The following is a 21258-nucleotide window of genomic DNA, read 5'->3' as shown; positions in this document are numbered from 1 at the left end:
GTCAGCAGCCGCCGGGACCGCACCCGCACCCGCCGGCCTGCTCGTCGGCGATCGGCAGCGCGCTGCCGGAGGGAACCAGGCCGGCGAGCGTGAGCCGGGCGAGCGCGTCGCGGTCGGGGTAGCTGCCGTGGCTGACCGGGGCGCCGTCGAGCACCAGCAGCGGCAGCGCCTGCTCGCCGTGTTGCCGCAGCGCGTCCTTGGCCGCCGTGCTGGCGACGAACGCCTGCGGCTGCTGGGCCAGGTTGTAGCGCTGCACCTCGACGCCCTGCTCCTGCAGCCAGCCGAGGTCGGCGGCGAAGCGCGCCAGCTGCGGGTCCACGCCGGGCCCGCAGACGCCGGTCGAGCAGCACATCGCGGGGTCGAACACTTCCAACTTCATCAGCAGGCTCCGATCAGGCGGTGGTCAGGGAGGACGGGAGGGCGGGCGCGTCGCACTCGCCCGCGATCAGGCACTCGCGCGTGCGGCGGTGCACGAGCGTCAGGACGTGGCCGCGAACCGCCGCCTCGTCGTAGTCGCCGAGGATCCGGTCCGCGCAGGAGCGGATCAGGGCGGCGTCGTGGGACGCGCCGAACTCGTGCTGCAGGTCCGGGAGCAGCCGCTGCAGCCGCAGCTGGTGGGCGGTGCGGTCGGTGTAGATGTCGACGAGGTGCTCGTCGATCAGGGTCAGCACGTGGCGCTCGATCTCGTCGCGGATCTCGCGCACGCGCTCCAGCGGCTGATCGGCGGGGTCGGGCAGATCCCACGCCTGGACGGTGGTCGGCACGTAGGGGCAGGCGTCGCCGCAGCCCATCGTGAGGGCCCAGTCGGCGTGCAGCTGCATCTCGACGGTCAGCTTGCGCGGCTTGCGCCCCGCGACGTCGATCCCGACCTCGGCCATCGCCTCGACCACGGTCGGCCAGATCCGCTTGGCGGGCTGGGTGCCGGCCGACTCCGCGCGGATGTCGGACGGCGCGTGCTTCTCGAAGAACGCCTGGGCCATCTGCGAGCGGCCCGCGTTGTGGTTGCAGACGAACAGCACGTGGCGCATGTCAGCGCTCCTTGGTGGGGACCATCGACCCGCAGCCTATCCATTGACAGGTGTCGGTTCAATCGATCGATGTAGATTGATCGACGTCGATCCGGCCGCGTCGCGCCGCGCGGCCCACCAGTTCAGCAGCGCGGCGATCGGCCCGCGAAGCTCCCTGCCCCAGGGCGTCAGCGCGTCGGCGACGCCGTTGCTCGGCGCTCGACCTCGATCTCGTCGAAGTCGAGCGCCAGCAGCGTCGGCCGGGGGAGCGCTCGACCGCCGGGACCGCGTGGGAGCACGCGTCGTCGGGTGGGGAAGAGGAGGCCGTCGAACTGCCGGTGCCGGTCGCAGAAGAGGGCGGCGCTGGCCCACCTGCCCACCGGTTCGGCGACGAAGTCGTGGCGGCGGATCAGGCCGTCGGCGTCGACGTGGAAGGCCTGGTGGCGGCAGTGGGTCTCGATCCCCGCCGGGAACGTGGCCTGGAGCCGGCGCCACCGCTGGCCGGATTCCCGCCGGGGCTCGGCTTCGACGACCGCGACGTCGTCACGGGCCAGCAGCAGCGGCGCGGTCAGGTAGTTCCAGAAGGCGTATCCGGCGAAGTAGGCGGTGTCGAGCGGGTCCCAGTGGACGTTGCGGCGGACTCCGCGCAGCCCGCGGAAGGCCGAGCGTGGGTCGGTTCGCGCGTCGAGCCGCTCGCCGTCGTCGGTCTCGATCCGCACGTCGCCCCGGTCGAGCACGGCGCGCCTTCCGGCCTGCGGGAAGTCGTGGAGGACGGTGCGCTGCTCGGCGACCTGCACCTGAACGGCGAAGCGCGCGAGCTTGTTGCCGGGGAAGCGCTTCGGGAGCAGGCCGCCCAGCCGTCCCCGCGCGGTGATCGCCGAAGCGGACCGCCAGCGTTCGGCGCCGCCGTGGGCCGCGAGGACGTCGTCGAGTAGGTCGTTCACGTAGCCGCCCCCGGCCTTCGCTTGACTTTTGCTTGCGGCCTTGAGAAAAGCCTGCGACGTCAGCCTAGCGAGCGCCCGACGGTGCGGCCGGGAAGGTCGAGCCTCATCGGTCGGCTCCCACGACCTCGACGACGACCTTGCCCTTGCTGTGCCCACTCGCGACGTGCGAGAGCGCTTGGGGCACCTCCGCGAACGGGTAGCTGCGCTCGACGACGGGCCGGAGGGTGCCATCGTCGATCAGCTGCGCGATCTGCTGCAGCTGTGCGCCGTCGGCGCGCATGAAGAGGAACCGGTACCGGACGCCGAGGCGCCGGGCGGCACGCCGGGCCTTCCAGCTGAGGCCGCGGGTGACCAGCCGGACCGGCAGCGGCAGCCCGGCCCCGCGCGAGAACGTCGGGTCCGGCGGACCGGCGATGCCGATCACCAGTCCGCCGGGCTTGAGGACGGTCAGCGACCGGCGGACGGAGCGCTCGCCCTGGGAGTCCAGGACGACGTCGAACCCGGAGAGGACGTCGTCGAACTGCTCGCGGCGGTAGTCGACGACCTGATCGGCGCCGAGCTCCCGGACCCAGTCGTGGTTGGCGGCGCCGGCGGTCGTGGCGACGGTCGCGCCGAGGTGCTTGGCCAGCTGGATGGCGTAGGTGCCGACCCCGCCGGAACCGGCGTGGACCAGCACCTTCTGGCCCGGCTGCACCTGGGCCATCTCGACCAGCGCCTGCCAGGCGGTCAGGGCCACCAGCGGCACCGAGGCGGCGTCGGAGGACGACAGGCTGCGGGGCTTGATGGCGAGGTCGTCCTCATGGACGGCGAGGCGTTCGGCGAAGGTGCCGATTCGCTGGTCGCGGGGACGGGCGTAGACCTCGTCGCCGACCGAGAACCGCCTGACACCGGCGCCGATCCCGATCACGACGCCGGCGAGGTCGTGCCCGAGCGTGAACGGCGGCTCGTAGGGGAGGATCGGCTTGAACTCGCCGGTCCGGATCTTCTCGTCCAGCACGTTGACGCCGGCGGCGTGGATCTCGACGAGCACGTCGCGGTCGCCGACCTCGGGCTCCGGCCGGTCGGCCAGCTCCAGCGGCCGCTCGTACTTCGAGACCACCCAGGCCTTCATGGGCGTCACGCGCCCGGAGCGGTGTCGGGGGCGGCGGCCCGAAGGGCGCCGTCGGGGGCGGCGATCGCGTCCCGGACGGCGTCGAGGAAGGCGTCGGACTCGGGCGTGCCCTGGAGGGCGCGGGCGATCAGGATCGAGCCGACCATGGCGCTGAGGCGCACCATCGCCAGCTCGCGGCCCGCGTCGTCCAGGGCCGCCAGCGCGGCGACGTACTGCTCGACCTGCGCCCGGTAGGCGTTCCGCGCACGGGCGCCCGCGTGCGCGACCTCGGCGCTCAGCGCCGGCAGGCCGCAACCGCCGCCGACATCGTCGCGATGCTGCGCCGAGACGTACGCCCGCGCGATTGCCCCAAGGGGATCGTCGGCACCGTCCACGACGTCGGCCATGCGCGCTGCGGTCTCGGCCATGACGCGCTCGACGGCCTCGCCCATCAGCTCGTCGCGTGAGCCGAACTGCTTGTAGAAGCCGCCGTGCGTCAGGCCGACCTCGCGCATCAGCTCCGCGATGGCGGGCCGCTCGAGCCCCTGCTCCCGGATTCGTCGTGCGGTCGTGGCGACGATTCGCTCGCGGTTCTCGGCCTTCTGCGCCTTCGTGTGCCCCATGTCTCAGGATGGTACACAACATCCACATGTTAGGATGTCGATCGTCATCCAGAACTGAGGAGCAGGGCATGAAGATCGAGGGAACCGTCGCGTTGGTCACCGGCGCCAATCGCGGGATCGGGAAGGCGATCGTCGCCGCGCTGCTGCAGCGCGGCGCGAGCAAGGTCTACGCGGGCGCCCGGGACCCCGAGTCGGTCGACAACGGCGACCCGCGGGTTCAGGCCGTGCGCTTGGACGTCTCCGACGACGCCGACGTGCTCGCGGCCGCGGCGCTGGCGGGGGACGTGCAGTTGGTGATCAACAACGCCGGGATCGCCGAGCCCGGATCGCCGCTTCAGGCCGACCTGGAGGGCGCGCGTCGGCAGTTCGAGGTCAACGTGCTGGGCATCGTGCGCACCACGCAGGCGTTCGCGCCGGTCCTGAAGGCCAACGGCGGTGGCGCGTTCGTCAACGTGCTGTCGGTCGGCTCGTGGGTGGCCAGCCCGATCCTCGCGACCTATTCGGCGACGAAGTCCGCGGCCTGGAGCTACACCAACGCGGCCCGGATGGAGCTGCGGGCCCAGGGCACGCACGTCGTCGGCGTGCACGTCGGCTACGTCGACACCGACCTGACGGCCGGCCTGGAGGCGGAGAAGACCGATCCGTCGGTGGTCGCCCACGCCTCGCTCGACGCCCTCGAGGCGGGGGAGCCCGAGGCGATCGTCGACGACATCAGCCGACAGGTGAAGAGCGCGCTCAGCGACGACCAGCGCGTGCTCTACCCGATGATCGAACGCGACCACGCCGCGGCGACCGACTGAGCCGCGGGCCCTGCGGCCCGCGGAGGCGATCAGGCGAAGGCGTCCAGTCCGGCGAGCTCCGCGGAGAGGTCCCAGAGCCGCGCGGCCTCGCCGGGGTCGATCGCCCACGGCTTGACGCCGCCGCGCAGCATGTCGTCGTCGGTCGCGATCGCGGCGACGTCGCAGTCCTGGCAGTAGACGCCGGAGAGCGCGTCCAGTCGCGGCGCGGTGGCCGCCCAGACGGCGGTCGCGGCACCCTGCGGCGGCGTCTTGAAGCCCGCGGCGGGCCGTCCCTGCTCGTCGATCCAGCCCAGGCGAACCTGCTCGTCGCGGGGGACGTGGCGTTGCAGCGGAGTGAGGATGCTTCCGGGATGGACCGAGAACGCCGCGATCCCGCGAGCTGCGCCCAGCGCGGCGAGCTGGACGGCGAACAGCGCGTTGGCCGTCTTCGACTGGCCGTAGGCGAGCCAGCGGTCGTACCCCTGCGCGAACTGCGGATCGTCCCAGCGGATCCCCGACAGGAAGTGGCCGGCCGACGAGACCGTCACGACCCGCGAGCGCCCCGGGACGAGCGCCGGCAGCAGCCGGCTGACCAGCGCGTAGTGCCCCAGGTGGTTGGTGGCGAACTGCGCCTCCCAGCCATCTCCGACGCGGGTCTGCGGGCACGCCATGATGCCGGCGCCGGCGATCACGAGGTCCAGCGGGCGGCCGCCGTTCAGGTACCGGTCAGCGAACCGCTCGACGCTGCGCAGGTCGCCGAGGTCGACCTCGGCGACCTCGGTGGACGGGACGCCGACGAGCGCCCGCTCGGCCGCCTCGACGCGACGGCAGCCGACCACGACGTGCGCGCCCGCGCCCACGAGCGAGCGGACCGTCTCGAGCCCGAGACCCGACCCGCCTCCCGTCACCAGGGCCGTCCGTCCGGCCAGGTCGATGCCGGCGAGGACGTCGTCGGCGGTGCTGTGGGCGTCGAACCCGGAGCCGATCGGGTGCTGCGCGAAAGCCGTCATGGCAGCGATGCTAGGAGCTAGACATAACTCTAGGTCAAGGCCGTAAGGTGCAGTCATGGAGCCCGTCGACGGCGAGCTGACGATCGGCGAGGTCGCGCTGGCCACCGGCCTGAGCGTCCACGCGCTGCGGTTCTTCGAGCGCGAGGGCCTGCTGCTGCGGCCGATTCCCCGGTCGAGCGCCGGGCGCCGGGTGTACGACCAGGCCGACGTCGAATGGCTGCTGCTCTGCAACCGCTTCCGCGCGTCGGGCATGCCGCTGGCCGCGATCCGGCGCTTCGTCGACCTGGTCCGGGAGGGGCCCGGAAACGAGCAGCAGCGGCTGGCGATCCTCCGCGAGCACGAGCGCCATGTGCGCGAGAAGATCGCCGCGCTGCGAGACGACCTCGAAGTCATCCACGCGAAGGTCGCCACCTACGAGCGTCACGTGCGCGACGGGACGGCCAGCGGCGTCTGGGACCCGTCGGATCGGTGATCTTCGAGTCGCGGGCGGCATCCGTCCGGACTGCGAACCGACCACCGGCTGCGCGTAACGCGCGTGCGCTGGAGCGCCGCGTGGCGAATCGCCCGTGGCAACGGGGGTCTTCGCGCATATTCTGCGCTCGATAATCGATCTGCTGCCTACGCACCTTGGCCGGTGGTAGCCTGCGTCCTGCGCGGCCTGGGCTGGGACCACTCCGTGGCAGGCCTAAGACACCTTCCCCGGCCCGGGCCGCGTCCTCTTTTCGGCCAATCGTGCCGGTTGCACTCCGTCCTCGACGCGCGCTAGGTTCGCGGCGTCTTAGGAAGCCACGGAGTACCCCGGTGTCGGTCGTGTAGGCCGGTCGGTGGGCCTCCGTACAACGCGGAGGTCCGCTGCATGTTCACCGTCCCCGTCGATGTGGTCGCGGAGTTCCGCGGTCGCAAGCAGTCGCGCGAGTTCCAGCGCGACGGCAAGACGTTCAACAGCTCCGAGGTCCTCTACTTCGAGCTGGACAACCCGCTCTCGGGTGAGCCGATGCACTTGCGGGTGCGCGTCAACCAGCTGGAGCGCGATCAGGTGGCGTTCGAGGGCATCGAGCGCGGAGATCAGGTCCGAATCGTCGGGGTCGTGCGCGCCGCCGAGCAGGGTGACGAGTACGGCTCACAGCTGATCGTCGGTCGGTTCGCTCAGCCGGGCAGCCCGGCTGCGCCACAGGCCAACGGCGCGGCGAAGGCCGGCGCGAAGGTGCCGACTCCCGCTGGCGCATGAATCCGGTGATCGCGGAGGCGGTCGCGGCGGCGATCCCGACGGTGCGTGAGTGCTGGCGGCTGCGGCTGGTGCCGCGGGATCGGGCGTGGCTGCAGCACCTGGCGCTTCAGGAGTCGCATGCGGAGCGTCGCGCGGGCGTTGCTGATCGGCCGTGGTCGGCGCTGGTGAACCGGATCGGGCTGGAGTCCGATTGGGATCGCGAGGACGGCTTGGACGCGGCGTGGGTCGCGCAGGACGACGTGGTGATCGTGTTGCGTCGTTGCGATCGGTGGTTGACGGGTGAGCCGGCGCAGCCGATCGTGACGCGTGTGCATCACGCGGTGCTGGCGGCGTCGATCGTCGGCCCGTGCCGGACGCTGAGCTAGCGCGATGTCGGTGCCGGTGACAGAGCCGCCAACGCGTGGGTCGGTGGAGGAGTTCGTGGCGATCTTCGATCGCTGGCAGGAGGGCAAGCGATCGCGCGACGCGGTTGTGACGGTCCAGGCGGCTGGCGAGCTTCGCGGCTGGATCTGGTCGACGGTGCGGCAGGACCCGACGGAGCGGGACGTCCAGATGGACCGGGTGCTGACGGAGGCGTATGCCCGCGGCTTCCGGATGGGTAGTGAGCGGAGCGGTTCGCCGTGCTGAGGCCAGGCCGTAGCGCCCCCTGCGGGGCGTTCGTGGCCGTCTCCGGCCCAACCCCAGACGAGCGCCCCAATCTGCCGGAGACGGCTCCCACGGCGGCTGCCACTCGCTCACGCACCATTCGATGCCGGCCGGTCGTCGCCGCTGTTGTCACTGCGCTGCTCGTTGTGCCCGCAGGGGTTGCTCGCGCCGAGGATCCGGCGCCGCTGCCTTCCTGCCCTGACGCTCCGGCGGTCTATGGCGGAGCGGACGAGGGTGTGGGGGAGACCCGGGATCTGCGTCGCGATCTGGTCGGGCTTTGCGCTGTCGTTCGGGCTCAGCTTGAGCGGGCGCATGACGATCAGGTGGCGCGTGGCGCCGCGGCGGCGGCGCAGGCCGATCGTGCTCACGATGATGCCGCGGCGATCGTCGCCAAGGTCGAAGCGGTCCGCCAGGCGGTTGGTGACGGCGACGCTACGACGAGCACGGTGAAGCTCTCGGGGGAGGACCGGGACGGCTTGGCGGCGATGTACGACGGCGTGCGCGGCGGTCTGTGGTGGTTGGCCGGCATCCCGTTCGCGTTGCTGCTCGCGGCGGGGTTCGTGTGGGCGACGAGGCCTGACCGATGACCTGGGCTGAATCGATCGATCGTGGTCCCGATCTCGACGCGCTCAACGCGGCGATCGGGACGCACGTGAAGGTGGCCCTTCTGATCTTCGCGGCCTATTTCGGGCTGCGATTCATGCGTCGTCTGCTGGGGACCTGACGCGCGTATGACCGAACCCGTCCCCACGAGCAAGGAGGAGGTTCCGTATGGGAACCCAGATCACCCGCAGCACCGAGACGCCTCGCGTCTCCTGGAAGACCCGCGCGGCGGTGACCGCCGGCACGCTGGCGGCGACCGGCCTGGTGCCGGCGATGGCCTCGGCGCAGTCGACGCCGCCGACGGTGGACTACGGCGACGTGACGGAGGGGATCAACGGTCAGATCACGGCCGCGCTGCCGGTCGCGCTGACCGTCGTCGGCGTCGTGACGGGGATCCTGATCGGCATCGGCTTCATGCGGAAGCTCGGTGTCGCCAAGAAGCCGTCCTGATAGGACGAGCGCGCCTCGCAACCATCATTACGGCCGTCGCTCTCGCCCTTGTGTGGGTGGGAGCGACGGCCGGACCGGCATCCGCGAAGGTCATCACGCCCGGTCAGGTCGAGTTCCTGACTGACGGGACCGGGCAGTTGAGGCCGGCTGTGCAGTCCTTGGTACAGGACGGTGCCGCCGTCAATCAGCTTGCGACGAAGAGCTCGTCGCTCTTCGGTCGAGTGTCGGGCTGGTTGACCAAGGGCTTCCTGCCAACGGCGGCGCGGGTCACCGGCCTTGGGGGCCTCGCTTTGGCCGTGAACGAAGTGTGCCGAAGCGCTGCAGCGCAACCCGGAGGCTTGGAGTGCTGGCTCTACAAGGCGTCGCCGGTCGCAGGCGGCCCCGGCGGCGCGGTGCAGTGGTCGGTGAACCAGGCCGATGCGCTCCAGATTCGTTGGAACAACGACCTCGACAGGTACCAAGTGCGGCGGCAGCCGGCAGGTTCCTCGAGCGGTCCGTCGGCGTGGGCGAACGATTCGGTCGGTGCCTGGTCGGCGAGCACGAGTCACGCGGCGTTTCCGGCCGACTTGGAGGGCGTGTGGTTCACGTACTTGTACATCGCGTCGCAGGGTCCGCAGTACGGACCGACCTACCCGACTGGGAACTCGCAGTACTACGTTACGAACGCGCCGAATCCGGTGCCGACCGGTTTCGTCCTGCACGGCGCCCCGAACGGCGACAGCGTCTGGGCACGCACAGACCAGGACGGCGTGACGATCGAGCACAAGACCGGGGCCAACGCTGACGACCCGGCCGTCCCTAATCGCGCGCTGACGATCCCGGCCGAGGTCGACTGGGCGAAGCAAATGGCCGACGCGATCAAGGCAGATCCGCACGGTGGCGACATCGCTGATTGGCTTCAATACAAGCTGGACCCGGGCACCTACGAGGACCCGACCGATGAGCGCCCGAAGGTTCTGACGGTCGAGGCCCACGAGACGTACGACCAGTACGTTGCTCGCCTTCGGTCGGCTGGCGTCGTTGGGACGATCACTCGCGTCGATCTGACCGACGCGACCATGGACGCCGAGCGCGGCCCGAACGAAGCGGTCCGCACCTCACCCCAGGCGGGCACTCGCCTTGATCCTGAGGCGGAGGTCCGGGTCTACACGAACCCGGACACGGCGCCCGAAGTAGGGGAGGGTGGGGAAGACCCGGACCCGCCGGTTGACCCGGGCACGTTCAGTCTCGGACCGTTCAAGGTGCCGACGCCGTGCTCGGTGTTCCCGTTCGGCGTCCCGTGCTGGACGCTTAGCTTCTTCGAAAAGTGGGGCAGCGAGCGTGAAGCACCGCACTTTGAAGTGCCGGTGCCGTTCGGCAACAACAAGATCGTGGTGGACGCCTCGGTGGTGGATCCGGTCGCTGAGATCGCACGCACCGGCCTCTTGGTGCTCGGCACGTTCTTCATGGCCTGGCAGTTCTTCGGTCTCGTCACAGGCCACCGGATGGGAGACGACTGATGCTCAAGCTCTTGGGCAGGATCGCGGGCCGACTCGGCCAGGCCGTCAACAGTGGGAGCGCCGGCATCCTGCTGGCCCTTTCGATCGTCGCCGCGGCTATCGGCTCCACGATCCTCTGGGTCCTCTCCCAGTTGCCGCTGATGCCGGCCGTCCCGGACCCACCGGCCGGCGTGAAATGGCTCAACTGGGTCTTCCCGGTCGTCCAGCTGGTCGGCGTGTTCTCGGGCTTCGTCGCCATGTACATCACCTGGCTGGGCATCCGAATCGTGGCCCGCTGGGTCAAGGCGGTCTAGCGGTGCTGAACGCTGTCACGAGCGGTCTCACGGCGGTGGTGGGGTTCTGCATCGCCAACCCGCTGCCTGCGGCTCTGCTCGTGGTCCAGGCGGTCATCTTCAATCGGGTCGCGCGGACCATCGCGGCGACCTTCTCGGGAAGGAGGCGCCGGCGATGAGCTTGCGCATGTGGTTGATTCTGGGCTTCGGTTCCGTCGTGGCCACCGCGTTCGGCGGCGGGACGGTCGGTCGCTTGGCCGGCGCGGTTGCGCGTGAGATCGGACGGGCGTTCTGATGCCGCCGGTCGACCCAATCACGTTCTTGCTGCTGCTCTCGGCAGCGTTCGTCCTCATGGTGACGGTGATCGCCCGGTGATGGCGATTGTCGAGGGCCCGCCCGGATCCGGAAAGTCGTTCAGCTGCGTCCGACGGATCGCCGCGGCGCTTGACGCCGGGATCCCTGTCGCGACCAACATCGCGCTCAGCGACGGGTGGGAGGAGCGTTTGGCCAAGGCCAATCCGTTCCGCCGCGTGATCCCCGGCCGCACCACCGCCTACGCCCGCAGCTACCCAAGGCGGTTCCACAGCTCGGCCGACATCACCGAACTGATGTCGATCCGACTCAAGGGCAGCAAGGAAGGGCGCGGCGTGATGGTGCTGGACGAAGCTCACGTGTGGCTCAACGCTCGCTCGTGGAAGGACAGCGACCGCAACACGTACCTGCGGTTCTTCAGCGCCCACCGGCACCTCGGCTGGGATATCTACCTAATCACCCAGCGGGCCGAATCGATCGACGCGCAGATCCGCGCCCTCGCCGAGTACCGGATCTTCTTGCGCAACCTGAAGCGCGTGAAGGTCGCCGGCATGCCGATCTTCCCGATGAACCTGTTCGTCGCGATCTGGACATGGGAGTCGATCGCCAACAGCGTCGTCAAGCGCGAGGTCTACCGGCTCGATAAGCGCGCTCGGCTCTACAACACGCTGGCCCTGGCATCGGCCGCCGACCTCATCCCCGAGAACCCGATCTGGCTCCCACGAGACGACGCCGGCACCCCCGAGGCCGGAGCGCCGATCGCCGGGACGGAGAGCACGGGCGGAGCCGCTGGCACGCGCAGCGTGCCCGCGGAGTCGCCCGCGCTCCCCGCCCCGGACGACGCCGCACCGCCGGAGACGGAACCGGCCAGCGACCCCGAGCAGGAGCGGCCGCAGGCCGCTCCCTTGTCTTAGTAGAGGGAAAGGTCCGAGGGTGACGAACGGCAACGCGCCAAAGACGGCCCGGATGTGCGAGCAGTGCGCGCGGCCGATCCTTGAGGGCCGCTGGGACGCTCGGTACTGCTCGGGGCGGTGCCGGCAAGCCGCCTACCGCGCGCGGCTCTGGGCCCGGCGGCGGGCAGCCGAGGAGGCGCGCCGGTGCCCGTGCTGTGGTGGTCGAGGTGTCGTCGAGCCCGAGGACGCTGCAGCTATCCGTAACGCGATCGCCGGCGTTACGGATGACCGGCCGTGGAGCCCGCTGGCTAGTGCTATCCGTAACGTCCTCGAGCGCGTTACGGACCGTGGCTGACTGGTGTGACCCGGACGATCCGTTCGGGGTCGACCATGATGGGCCGGCGCGGGACTGCGTGCGGCGGTCGAAGTCGATGGGCTGGCTGTCGCCGGACGGTCGGTTCGTCGGCGCTAGGTGCGGCAGCAGCAACCGCTGCGCCTGGTGCGCGTTCCTCTATGCGATCGAAACGGCGCAGTGCGTCTATCTTGACGCCGAGCGGGGTGGCTACCCGCGGACGGTCATGACGCTGACGACGGTCGACCCGGCGACCACGGCGCAGCAGCTTCGTCGCGGTGTCGAGCAGGTCGTGAAGGCGATCCGTCATCGCTGTCCGGACTGCGAGTACCTGGCCTTCGTCGAGTGGACGAGCGGTCGGGCGCGGAAGAGCGGCGGCTTGCGGAGGGTGCACCTGCATTTGCTGCTCAAGGGCGTCTATGCCGAGGACCTGGTGGCGCGTCCGACGGGGCGCTGGGGGACGGTGATGACGTTGGAGGACGTCGTTCGGGGTGTCTGGTCGGAGCGGACGGGGGCGCACCGGGTCGAGGTGGCCGAGATCGGGTCGCCGTGGGCGGCAGCTAAGTACCTCACGCACCATCACAACAAGCCGTCGCAGGCTCCGCCGGCTGACTTGGCGAAGGGCTTCAAGCGGCTGCGGCCGTCGAAGGGCTACTTCGGTGGCCGCCTGGTTGAACTGCGGCGCGAGGTCCGTCAGCTGGAGCAGGACAAGCGCGTGCGGAGGGCAGCGCGAGCGCTGGTCGATCCGGAGGTCATGGCCGACGCGCCGGACTTGCCCGAGGAGGTGTGGGCCAGCGAGTGGCGGACGGCGCTCGATGAGGCCAAGCGGGCGCGCGAGTGGGACCGGCCCCGGCTCGTGAAGCGGATCAAGATCGGGAGCCGGTGGTACGTCGTGGCCGAGTACGCCGAGGGCGTCGACGTCGGGATTGCGCCCGACGGTCAGGCGATCACGGAGGGCGCCGGCTGGTCGGCCACGACGGCGCCGGTCGCGCGGTATCGGGACCTCCGGACGGCGCTGGAGCGCATGGGCGTCGACCACGTCGTGCGTACGACGTAGGTCCAGGCTCGCGTCTGTGGTCATCGCCGTGTGCGAATCGTTCGATATGCACCGAACCAGACCCGACGACGGCGTAGCGGTCACTGCGCCGCCGTGGAACCTCCGGGACGTGCGGTCCGATCGCGGGCTACCGGCGTGGACGCGCCGCTGGCGGTTCGAATGGTCGCCGCGCTGGGGCCGTCACCTGGTTGTCTTCGCGTGCCCGGAGTGCGGCGAGCGGCTAGCCGTCGTCGTGACGTGGACGCGTAATGGCTATACGGCCGCTCGGGCGGCCCGGCACGCTGCTGCTGGCCGAGGGCGATGCTGGCGCTGTGCGGTCGACCTGGACGACGCCGGGCCGCAGTTGAACCTGTTCGGGTCGGTCGATCGTCCGTAGCGCTGTCGATTCCGCGCGTTGGCCGGGATCGTGCTGCCATGGCAGCAGACGCCGAGAGCGGACAGAGCCCGGCGGCTTACGCCGCGGAGGCCTTGCAGGCTGCGCGTCGGGGCGATCCGGATGCGCTGGACCTGGTGATGATGCGGTTCGCCGGCGAATGGCTCGCCCCGGACGTAGACCGGCAGGTGAGCTACATGGAAGTTCGGGCGCTCCGGGCGTTCGCTCTGGCGCTGACCGAATCGTGAGCTAGGCTCAGCATTATGACGTGGCTCGACACGAGGCCGGGCGAGCACCCGCGCGTGCGGTGCGACTACTGCGAGCAGATCTTCCCGTCGCGGTCGAACATTCGTCCGTCATTGCCGGCTGGCTGGGGCGCTCCGGCGGTCGCTGGCCGCCACGTCTGCCCGGACTGCGAGCCGGCCGATCGGGCAGCGTCGGCGGCTCGGCGCCGACGGCTTCCTACTGCGCGGTAGGAATTATCGCTTGGGCGCGGATCCCCTGTTGGGATCGGCACTTTCGGTTCTGCGCTCGATAATCGATCTTATGGAAACTCGCTACGAGATCGGCCCTGCTCCCGGCGCTCGTGCCTGCGGGCGGACAACGCCACCCGAGGAGTTGTCGCAAGCAGCCCCGGCTTGCGTGATCGAGTCTCTTCGTCAGAGGCCGAACGCGCGAGCCAGCCGTACGGCGCGCTCGACATCGCCGCTGACGACGAGGCGCTGCGCGGCGACGGCATCGTGCAGCGTGTCGCGGCCTTCGTTGAGCGCCGCGATCGTCGACGCGCTCGTCGCAACTGTCGCCAACGGGTCGTCGGCGTGGCCGGCGCGGATGGTCAGAGTCTCGTCGCGGACCTCCAGTCGGTGCGCCGCGTCGTCGATCCGCAGCTCGTAGACGCCGCCGAGGTCGGCGCTGCCTTCCGGCTCGAAGCGCGCTTCGAGCCCCAACATGATCCAGGTCGCGTCGATCGTCGTCGCGTTGTCGATCGGCGGCTGCCGGCCGAGCCCCCAGCGCGTCAGCTCGATCAGCGGTTGGTGCAGGCCCCGACCGTCCGCGGTGAGCTGGTACACCACCGACGCCGCGGGCGGCGCGAGCGTGACGCGCTCGACCAGCCCCGCGGATCCCAGGTGTCGGAGTCGTTGGGTCAGCAGGTTCCCGCCGATGCCGGGAAGCCCCTTCTCGAGGTCGGTGAACCGCTTCGGGCCGTGGAGCAGGTTGCGGATGATCAGCAACGTCCAGCGCTCGCCGAGCAGGTCGAGAGCTGCAGCGAGCCCGCAGTACTGGTTGTAGACGCGACGCTTCATGGGCTTAGTTCAGAATTCTATAGTGCTAGGGTGCGATTCATGAATGATACTCGTGCGACCGCGCCTGCCGATCCGGACGCCTTCGCGGCGCTGGTCGAGCGCATCACCAACGAGGTCCTGGTCGATGCCTGGCTCGCGCTGTACCGCGAGGACGCGGTCGTGGAGTCGATCATCGACGGTGCCCGCGAGCTCCACGAAGGCGCAGCGGAGATCCGACGAATGGTCATCGCGAACGCGCGAATCTGGCGCGAGCGAGGGCTACGAGTCCGAAAGCGGGTCGAGTGCGCGGACGCCAGCACGATCGTGTTGAGCTGGCGCGGCGGCTTCGACGGCGACGAGCGTCAGTTCGGGACCGAGATCTGGGGCTTCCAGGACGGCCGGGTCGCCCGACAGCAGACGTACGGCTATCTCGACGTACGGCCGGCGACGTCGACGCTGGCGCGGCTTCGGATCCTCCTGTTCGCGCCGCGCACCGCGGTCGTCGCGCTCAAGCACGCGCGCCGGAGCCACGCATGACCCACTCCCCCTGCCCCGCCCGACGTCCGGCGATCGCCGTCTACGGCGCGACCGGCTATACCGGTGAGCGGATCGCCCGCAAGCTCGTGCACGACGGACATGACGTCGTCATCGCGGGCCGCACGCGCGGCGCGCTCGAAAACCTCGCCCGCGACCTCGATGGAGACGTCGAGATCGCGATCGTCGACCTCGACGATCGCGAGCGGCTCGAGGCCGTCTGCACGCGGGTGCGCACGGTCGTCAACGCGGCCGTCGCCTTCGCCCGACCGGAGAACCCCGTTGCGCGCGCCGCCGTCGCGAGCGGCTGCCACTACGTCGACATCAGCAGCGATCAGGCGGCGATCGCCCGCCTCTTCGACGAGCTCGGCGACGAGGCGGCCGCCCGCGGAACGGCGCTGCTTCCCGCCAGCGCGTTCTACGCCACGCTCGCTGACCTGATCGTGTCGCTGGCCGCCCGCGGTCACGGGACGCTGGAGACGGTCGACATCAGCTACCGCATCACCGGGTGGCAACCCTCCGGCGTCTCCCTGGACAACTGGCTCGAAGGACTCGGACGGCCCATGCTCCAGTACGACGCAGGCTTCGTGACGCGCCGCGCCCCGACCACCAGGAGCGTGCGCTTCCCCCAGGGCGACGAGCGGGTCGCGACCTATCCCGCACCGGAGATCCTGACGATCCCGCGTCACGTCGACGTCCAGCGGCTCACGACCTCGATGACGACCGCGACCATGGTCCCGCCCCCGCTCGGACCGGCGGTCCCCCTGCTCGCGCGATTGGCGTCCGTCACGGAGCGCTCACCGATGCGTCGTCCCGTCCGAAGGTTGGCGACCCGCATGCTGCGGGGATCGACCGCGCGCAGCGGCGACGATCCGACGAGCTTCGACATCCTCGTCGAGCTGGGCACCGCGGGCACGCGCCGCTCGGCGCACGTGTCGGGTACGGGGATCTTCGACTGCTCCGCCCCGATCGCCGCCGGCATCGCCGCGCGAACGACGCAGGACGACTTCGCCGCCGCCGGCCCGCTCGCCGCCGCCGAGGTCGTCGACCCGACGACGTTCCTCGACGCGCTCAGCGAGCACGGCATCACGTACGCGGTGACCGGCCCGACGAGCACCACGCCCACCGCACGAGACACCGGCACGGGATCGAGCGCCTAGCCCGAGCCGTCGGGCGCTGCGTCGCGTCGACGATCGACACCGGATGGCGACGGTGGCGCTTCGGCGCTCGGGGCCGCGTCGAGCGTCACCTGCTCTACACCCACCGCAACGTCCAGCCGCCGACCAACCCGCGCGCGGCGCTGCGGCTGCTGGCCGGCGCGCCCAGGACCGCGTGGCGCTTGGCCCTCCGAGCTGACGGCCCGGCACGCCAGAACCGACGCGCCGAACGCGTGCTCGACGCCATCGCGACGCGCTCCCGACAACGCGGGAGGAGCATGGGCGCATGAGACGCAGCGGACCGATCCGGTACGCCACCGCCGACCGATTCGGGGCGCCGCGGCCCGTCGCAGACGACCGCTCCTCGACCGGGGCCATCTGCCCCCAGGCGCCCTCGCGCTTGGAATCGGTCATGGGATCGCCCGATCCGCGACTTCCGCAGGACGACGACTGCCTCAACCTGTCGATCACCACGCCAGCGTGCGACGACCACCGGCGCCCGGTCATGGTGTGGCTGCACGGCGGCGCTTTCCTCACCGGCGGCGGATTGCAGGCCTGGTACGACGGCGGCCGGCTCACCACCGAGCAGGACGTCGTGGTGGTCAGCGTCAACTACCGCCTCGGCGTCTTCGGGTTCCTGCGGCTCGACGGCGTGAGCGAGGGCAACCTGGGGCTGCTCGACCAGCTCGAGGCGCTGCGCTGGGTGCGCAGGCACATCGCCGCGTACGGCGGGGACCCGGAGAACGTGACGGTCTTCGGCCAGTCGGCCGGCGGCCTCTCGGTCGCGCTCTTGCTGGGGATGGCGCAGACGCGGGGGCTCTTCCACCGCGCGATCGTGCAGAGCGCGCCGGTGGGCGCCCGCCACACCCCCGATCAGGCGGCCGCGTTCGGCCAGGCGGTGGCCCGGCACCTGGGCGCCGATCCTCGCGGCGCAACGCCCGCCGGGCTTCTCGAGGCGACGGCACGCGCGGCAGCCGCGCGCCGCAGCAGATCACCGCTGGACGTCCCCTTCGCGCCGATCGCGGGCGTGCATCCGGTGGCCGCCGACATCGACCGGGCGTTGGTCGCGGGTGCCGATGGCCGGGACGTGCTGTGCGGATGCACGACCGACGAGGCCACGGCGTTCGGGATCCCGCTCGCTGCCGCGGCAGAGCTGACGGAGGCCCTGTTCGGCGAGCCGTCCGCGCGGTTTCGCGCACAGCTGGCGGCGGCCGGATCGCGGGTGCTCTCCTACCGGGTCGACTGGCGGCCTGCCGGCTCGCCGTTCGGCGCTACGCACTGCGTCGAGTTGCCGCTGCTGCTCGGCGACGAGCGCAGCTGGCGGGCCGCGCCGATGCTCGGTGACGTGCCGTGGAGCGAGGTCGAGGAGCTCGGGAAGGCGACACGCCGCGCCTGGGCGGCCTTCGCCCGCACCGGCACCCCGGACGACCGCGACCTGGGGCGGTGGCCACTCGCGATCGAGTGAGCCACGAGCCGTCCCCGGCCTGCGAGAACGGCGGTCGCGGTTCCGTGGCAATCGACGCTCCCCGACCAGGTCGAGGTCGGCAACGCGTCAGCGGACGTCGAGGGCAGCCCTCGTCGTCGCCGTCGCGCCGGTCGCCGTCGTCAGCCGGGCCGCGATCCGGTAGTGGCCGCGGCTGAGCCGGCCGAGCGAGAGGTTGGCGGCCTGACTGCCCGCCGCGCCGTCGAAGCGCTTGGTCCCGAGAGACCGGACCGCCTTCCAGCGGCGCCCGCGCTTGCGCTCCAGCCCGAGCTTCATCGAGCGGACCCCGCCGGCGGCGACCACGAGCAGCTGGGCTCGCGCTCGCCGGCGCGCGCGGACCCGGCTCGGGTAGAGCACGGTCCTGGTGACCCGGATCGGCGACGGCGCGGCGGTGATCGGCTCGGACTCCGCCTGCGGGAGCACCGCTCCGTCGACGCCGACGGCGACCGTCGTCGGCGACGACCCGTTCGCGTCGGCGAGATCGGGCACCCCGCCCGGGTTGCCGTCCTCCGCGACTCCGGCCCGCGCGAGCAGCGCTCGCGCCTCGTCCTCGTAGCCGCCGGTCGCGAGCGGCGCACCGTCGGTGACGTTCCAGATCGCGGTCTGCATGCCGTTGGGCACCTCGTCGAGCCCGGTCGTGAGCTCGCCCGATAGCGCCAGCAGCTTCGCCACGCTCTCGTACCCGGGAACCGCGCCCGACGCCGGCGCGACGTCGAACGTCTCGCCGATGCCGAGCGGGAAGGTCTTGTCGTGGTCGAGGCAGTAGACGGTGAGCCCGTCGGCGGTCGTCGTCGAGCCCGGCGTGGCGAACACGATCGACGTGAACCCGACCCCCATGTCCTGGCCGCCCTCGTCCTTGTTGAGCAGCACGTCGCCCGGAAGCGCGGTCACCTGGACCCCTGCCTGGCCTGCGAGCCAGTCGATGTCGGCCTGGCGCACGCGGTGGCACGGCTCGTCGGTGTCCTTGCCCATGATGTCGCACTTGCCGGCCGTCTTGAGGTTGCGGACCCCGAGCTTGCCACCGCTCTTCAACGGCGGCGTGAAGGACTTGCGAAACGCCGTCAGCTGCGCCTCCGTCGGGTCCTGCACGGGCAGCCCGTAGGTCTTGCCGCCGACGGTGTAGGTGTCCTCGTACTGGTCGGCGATCCCGGACAGGTGCAGGAACTCGTGGGTGATCCCGGACGGCTGGAAGTCGTTGCTGCCGAAGGTGACCTCCTTGACGTCGCCGTAGCCGTTCGGGACCCCGCGGCCGGCGCTCGCGCGGAAGCCGTCCGGGTTCGCCAGCGGCGGCCTGATGTTGCGCGGGTTCAGCAGCTCGGCCTGGTGGTAGCCGACCGCGGGTGGCTCGGTCGCCAGCCGGAAGCGGTAGTCGATCCTGAGCCGGAACGGGTCGCCCGTGCGCGTCTTGTAGCCCTTGCCGTTGAAGTCGGCCTCGGTCGCGGCCATCTTCTCGCGGATCAGCTTGTAGGTCAGCTCGCGGACCGACGGATCGGTGCCGGGCGGGGGCTCGGGCACGTGCCACTCGACGCGCACCGTCAGCACCACGGGCACCTTCTTGACCCGCTTGTTCGCCTTGACCTCGACCTTGACCGCGTCGCCGTTGTAGCCGCCCTTGGCGGACAGCTGCACCACCCCCGCCTGCGCCGCCTGCTGCAGCGTCATCTCGCGCGCGACCTGGGTCGGCGGCGCGACTGGGCCCGGGAAGAAGACGGCCGCCGCGTCCGCGCGCGAGGCCACGACCGCCAGCAGCACGAGCGCGATCGGCACGACGCCGCGACGGATCATCGTGTGGCCGATCGACGAGGGGAAGCTGAGCATCGTGGAGGTCCTTCGTGGGCGACGGAGCGAGGAGCAGTCTGCCCGGCGCAACATGAAGCGCCGGTGAAGCGATCTCAGTCGAGGGAGAGCACCGACCGGGCCCGGGGCGCGTCAGCCTGCAGCGCCGCCTTGAAGACCGCCTTGCCCTCGGCGGTGGCGTGGCGCGGACGCGGCCGGCGAGCCTCACCGCTGCGGCCCGGCCTCGACCAGCGCGCGCACGTCGGCCAGCCGCAGGGTCGCGGGATCGAGGTCGGTCAGGCACCACGTCGCGCCGGCGTCCTCGTACGGCCGCGGATCCACGTGCGGCTCCAGGGCGACGACGACGTCGAAGCCCGTCGGCAGCCGGCCGCCCTGATCGAAGGCGGCCCGGAGCTGGCCGGTGGCGGCGGCCAGCTCGTCCGGCGAGGCCAGGTTGACCGGGAAGAATCCGTCGTAGCGGGTCGCCCGCCGCAGCGGCCGGCGCTTGCCGGGGAACCCGGCCACCCAGATCGGCACGCTGCCCTGCGCCGGCCGCGGCAGGAACCGGACGTCGTCCACGCGGTGGTGACGACCCCGATGAACGACCGGCTCGCCGCTCCAGCCGGCGGTCAGGATCTGCAGCGACTCGTCCAGCTGCTCGGCCCGGACGCGATCGTCGACGGCCTCGCCGGAGCGCGAGAACTCCCCCGCGAAGCGATCGCTCCCCAATCCGACCCCCAATGTCAGCCGCCCGCGACTCAGCACGTCCAGGGCCGCCGTCTCGCGCAGCAGCTTCGCCGGTCGCCGTCGCGCCACCGGCGTCACCATCGGCCCGATCCGCAGGCGCTCGGTCGCGCAGGCCACCGCCGCCAGGGTGACGCACGGGTCCCCCACCGCCTCGACCGGTTCCCGCCACCACAGGTGATCCCAGACGAACAGCCCGTCCCAGCCGGCCTCCTCCGCCGTCGCCGCCAGCCGCGCGACCACCGACGGGTCCGCCAACTCGTCGAACAACGGCACCCACACGGCGGCCCGCATCAGCTCGCCCCGGTGTGCTCGACCAGCGCGTCGACGAACGCGTCCCACGAGCGCTCCGGCAGCTCGTGCCCGGCGCCGCGGAGCACCACCAGCCTCCCGTCGGGCACCGCGTCCCGGATCGCCTCGCCGTGCTCCAGCGGGAAGATCGGATCCCGATCTCCGTGCACCGCCAGCACCGGCACGGCCAGGTCGCCGAAGCCGCCGCCCCGGGGCCCGTCGAACTCCATCGCGTAGTGGTTGGTGAGCGACGACTCGTAGTCCGTCGCTCGCGCGATGTCCCGCCGGACCAGCGACCGCGCCGCGACCTCGTCGAAGGACTCCCCCGCCTCGGCCTCCATCGCCCGGACGACGTACTCCTCGAGCGCGGCCGGATCAGCGAAGTCCGGCGGCTCGAACCGCGGCAGCTCGTCGGAGGACGGCGGCAGCGAGGCATCGCCGGTCGACGTCGCCACGAAGGTCAGGGACGCGACCCGGGGAGCGTGATCGACGCCGAGGATCAGGCCAATGCCGCCCGACATCGACTGCGCGACCACGTGCGCGCGCTCGACGCCGAGCGCGTCGAGCAGCGCGACCGCGTCCGCGGCCAGGTCGCTCATCGCGTACTCCGGCCGGCCGGGCGGATAGGTCGTCGAGCGGCCGGTGTCGCGCTGGTCGTAGCGGATCACGTACCGGCCGCGGTCGGCCAGCCTGGCGCAGAGGCGGGCGTCCCACCACAGCATCGACGCCGAGGCGCCGTGGATCAGCAGCACCGCCGGGTCCGCCGGGTCGCCGAACGTCTCCGCGCACAACTCCACGCCGCCTGCCTGAAACAGCTGCTCCGTCGTCATGTGAGCGACGCTAGAGCGCCGTG

At 71.3% G+C, this 21258-nt stretch carries 26 protein-coding genes; 16 read left to right on the top strand and 10 right to left on the bottom strand.

What is annotated here, in order from left to right:
• Position 1: 1 nt before the first annotated feature.
• The 5 genes from arsD to PAI11_RS00330 form a co-directional block, all read right to left on the bottom strand.
• Complete coding sequence (gene arsD / locus PAI11_RS00350; protein ID WP_040597371.1) at positions 2 to 379, bottom strand: arsenite efflux transporter metallochaperone ArsD; 378 nt, start codon at positions 377 to 379, stop codon at positions 2 to 4.
• A gap of 13 nt (positions 380 to 392) precedes the next feature.
• Entirely contained in the window at positions 393 to 1028 is a 636-nt protein-coding gene (locus PAI11_RS26045) for an arsenate reductase ArsC (RefSeq protein ID WP_007569636.1), read from the bottom strand.
• Positions 1029 to 1195: 167 nt separating this feature from the next.
• Complete coding sequence (locus tag PAI11_RS00340; protein ID WP_007569635.1) at positions 1196 to 1951, bottom strand: hypothetical protein; 756 nt, start codon at positions 1949 to 1951, stop codon at positions 1196 to 1198.
• Between the two features lie 103 nt (positions 1952 to 2054).
• Complete coding sequence (locus PAI11_RS00335; RefSeq protein WP_007569634.1) at positions 2055 to 3062, bottom strand: NADP-dependent oxidoreductase; 1008 nt, start codon at positions 3060 to 3062, stop codon at positions 2055 to 2057.
• Positions 3063 to 3067: 5 nt separating this feature from the next.
• Positions 3068 to 3664 (bottom strand): TetR/AcrR family transcriptional regulator, encoded by a 597-nt coding sequence (locus PAI11_RS00330; protein WP_007569633.1) that lies wholly within the window; start codon positions 3662 to 3664, stop codon positions 3068 to 3070.
• A 68-nt stretch (positions 3665 to 3732) separates the two neighbouring features.
• Here PAI11_RS00330 and PAI11_RS00325 point away from each other — a divergent pair, with 68 nt between their 5' ends.
• A complete protein-coding gene (locus PAI11_RS00325) occupies positions 3733 to 4464 on the top strand; it encodes an SDR family oxidoreductase (RefSeq protein WP_007569632.1) in 732 nt (243 codons plus the stop codon).
• Positions 4465 to 4493: 29 nt separating this feature from the next.
• On the opposite strand, the gene PAI11_RS00320 is transcribed toward PAI11_RS00325, so the two are convergent.
• Positions 4494 to 5453: an oxidoreductase gene (locus tag PAI11_RS00320; RefSeq protein WP_007569631.1), complete on the bottom strand. Its 960-nt coding sequence runs from the start codon at positions 5451 to 5453 to the stop codon at positions 4494 to 4496.
• Positions 5454 to 5508: 55 nt separating this feature from the next.
• Between PAI11_RS00320 and PAI11_RS00315 the strand changes: the two genes are divergently transcribed.
• The 12 genes from PAI11_RS00315 to PAI11_RS00265 all read left to right on the top strand — a co-directional run bounded on the left by PAI11_RS00315 (position 5509) and on the right by PAI11_RS00265 (position 13385).
• Positions 5509 to 5925 (top strand): MerR family transcriptional regulator, encoded by a 417-nt coding sequence (locus tag PAI11_RS00315; RefSeq protein WP_007569630.1) that lies wholly within the window; start codon positions 5509 to 5511, stop codon positions 5923 to 5925.
• Between the two features lie 384 nt (positions 5926 to 6309).
• Entirely contained in the window at positions 6310 to 6681 is a 372-nt protein-coding gene (locus PAI11_RS00310; protein WP_007569629.1) for a hypothetical protein, read from the top strand.
• On the top strand, positions 6678 to 7046 hold the full coding sequence (locus PAI11_RS00305) for a hypothetical protein (protein ID WP_007569626.1): 369 nt from the start codon (positions 6678 to 6680) through the stop codon (positions 7044 to 7046). The genes PAI11_RS00310 and PAI11_RS00305 overlap by 4 nt, the downstream gene beginning before the upstream one ends.
• A gap of 55 nt (positions 7047 to 7101) precedes the next feature.
• Complete coding sequence (locus PAI11_RS00300; RefSeq protein ID WP_138974018.1) at positions 7102 to 7308, top strand: hypothetical protein; 207 nt, start codon at positions 7102 to 7104, stop codon at positions 7306 to 7308.
• Between the two features lie 254 nt (positions 7309 to 7562).
• Positions 7563 to 7913: a hypothetical protein gene (locus PAI11_RS00295; protein ID WP_040597366.1), complete on the top strand. Its 351-nt coding sequence runs from the start codon at positions 7563 to 7565 to the stop codon at positions 7911 to 7913.
• Positions 7910 to 8050, top strand: coding sequence for a hypothetical protein (locus tag PAI11_RS26655; RefSeq protein WP_170320665.1), 141 nt, complete (start codon positions 7910 to 7912; stop codon positions 8048 to 8050). The genes PAI11_RS00295 and PAI11_RS26655 overlap by 4 nt, the downstream gene beginning before the upstream one ends.
• Positions 8051 to 8097: 47 nt before the next feature.
• On the top strand, positions 8098 to 8379 hold the full coding sequence (locus tag PAI11_RS26650; RefSeq protein WP_040597365.1) for a hypothetical protein: 282 nt from the start codon (positions 8098 to 8100) through the stop codon (positions 8377 to 8379).
• A 56-nt stretch (positions 8380 to 8435) separates the two neighbouring features.
• Positions 8436 to 9878: a PASTA domain-containing protein gene (locus tag PAI11_RS00285; protein ID WP_170320664.1), complete on the top strand. Its 1443-nt coding sequence runs from the start codon at positions 8436 to 8438 to the stop codon at positions 9876 to 9878.
• Positions 9878 to 10171 carry a hypothetical protein gene (locus PAI11_RS00280; protein ID WP_040597363.1) on the top strand — a complete coding sequence of 98 codons (294 nt, stop codon included), beginning with the start codon at positions 9878 to 9880 and terminating at the stop codon, positions 10169 to 10171. Before PAI11_RS00285 ends, PAI11_RS00280 begins: the two co-directional genes overlap by 1 nt.
• A 353-nt stretch (positions 10172 to 10524) precedes the next feature.
• A complete protein-coding gene (locus PAI11_RS00275) occupies positions 10525 to 11376 on the top strand; it encodes a zonular occludens toxin domain-containing protein (protein WP_138974016.1) in 852 nt (283 codons plus the stop codon).
• 410 nt (positions 11377 to 11786) lie between these two features.
• The gene (locus tag PAI11_RS00270) at positions 11787 to 12764 is read left to right on the top strand and encodes a hypothetical protein (protein WP_138974015.1); all 978 of its coding nucleotides are present in this window, start codon (positions 11787 to 11789) and stop codon (positions 12762 to 12764) included.
• Positions 12765 to 13178: 414 nt separating this feature from the next.
• Positions 13179 to 13385, top strand: coding sequence for a hypothetical protein (locus PAI11_RS00265; protein ID WP_040597359.1), 207 nt, complete (start codon positions 13179 to 13181; stop codon positions 13383 to 13385).
• Between the two features lie 411 nt (positions 13386 to 13796).
• On the opposite strand, the gene PAI11_RS00260 is transcribed toward PAI11_RS00265, so the two are convergent.
• Positions 13797 to 14369 (bottom strand): winged helix-turn-helix transcriptional regulator, encoded by a 573-nt coding sequence (locus tag PAI11_RS00260; protein ID WP_170320663.1) that lies wholly within the window; start codon positions 14367 to 14369, stop codon positions 13797 to 13799.
• On the opposite strand from PAI11_RS00260, the gene PAI11_RS00255 reads away from it, so the two are divergent.
• The 3 genes from PAI11_RS00255 to PAI11_RS00245 all read left to right on the top strand — a co-directional run bounded on the left by PAI11_RS00255 (position 14343) and on the right by PAI11_RS00245 (position 17576).
• Complete coding sequence (locus tag PAI11_RS00255; protein WP_170320662.1) at positions 14343 to 14957, top strand: nuclear transport factor 2 family protein; 615 nt, start codon at positions 14343 to 14345, stop codon at positions 14955 to 14957. The genes PAI11_RS00260 and PAI11_RS00255 overlap by 27 nt on opposite strands.
• Positions 14954 to 16114 (top strand): saccharopine dehydrogenase NADP-binding domain-containing protein, encoded by a 1161-nt coding sequence (locus PAI11_RS00250; RefSeq protein ID WP_007569605.1) that lies wholly within the window; start codon positions 14954 to 14956, stop codon positions 16112 to 16114. The genes PAI11_RS00255 and PAI11_RS00250 overlap by 4 nt, the downstream gene beginning before the upstream one ends.
• A 283-nt stretch (positions 16115 to 16397) precedes the next feature.
• Positions 16398 to 17576 (top strand): carboxylesterase family protein, encoded by a 1179-nt coding sequence (locus PAI11_RS00245; protein WP_050897039.1) that lies wholly within the window; start codon positions 16398 to 16400, stop codon positions 17574 to 17576.
• Positions 17577 to 17663: 87 nt separating this feature from the next.
• Here PAI11_RS00245 and PAI11_RS00240 read toward each other — a convergent pair whose 3' ends face one another.
• From PAI11_RS00240 to PAI11_RS00230, 3 genes are all read right to left on the bottom strand, one after another.
• Positions 17664 to 19412: a thioester domain-containing protein gene (locus PAI11_RS00240; protein ID WP_007569601.1), complete on the bottom strand. Its 1749-nt coding sequence runs from the start codon at positions 19410 to 19412 to the stop codon at positions 17664 to 17666.
• Positions 19413 to 19595: 183 nt separating this feature from the next.
• Positions 19596 to 20408, bottom strand: a complete 813-nt coding sequence (locus PAI11_RS00235; protein WP_040597358.1) for an LLM class flavin-dependent oxidoreductase — start codon at positions 20406 to 20408, stop codon at positions 19596 to 19598.
• A complete protein-coding gene (locus PAI11_RS00230; RefSeq protein WP_007569597.1) occupies positions 20408 to 21235 on the bottom strand; it encodes an alpha/beta fold hydrolase in 828 nt (275 codons plus the stop codon). Before PAI11_RS00230 ends, PAI11_RS00235 begins: the two co-directional genes overlap by 1 nt.
• Between the last annotated feature and the right edge of the window lie 23 nt (positions 21236 to 21258).

This window comes from Patulibacter medicamentivorans, from assembly GCF_000240225.1.
Taxonomy (GTDB): domain Bacteria; phylum Actinomycetota; class Thermoleophilia; order Solirubrobacterales; family Solirubrobacteraceae; genus Patulibacter; species Patulibacter medicamentivorans.
This window is presented reverse-complemented; position numbering and strand designations above follow the sequence as displayed.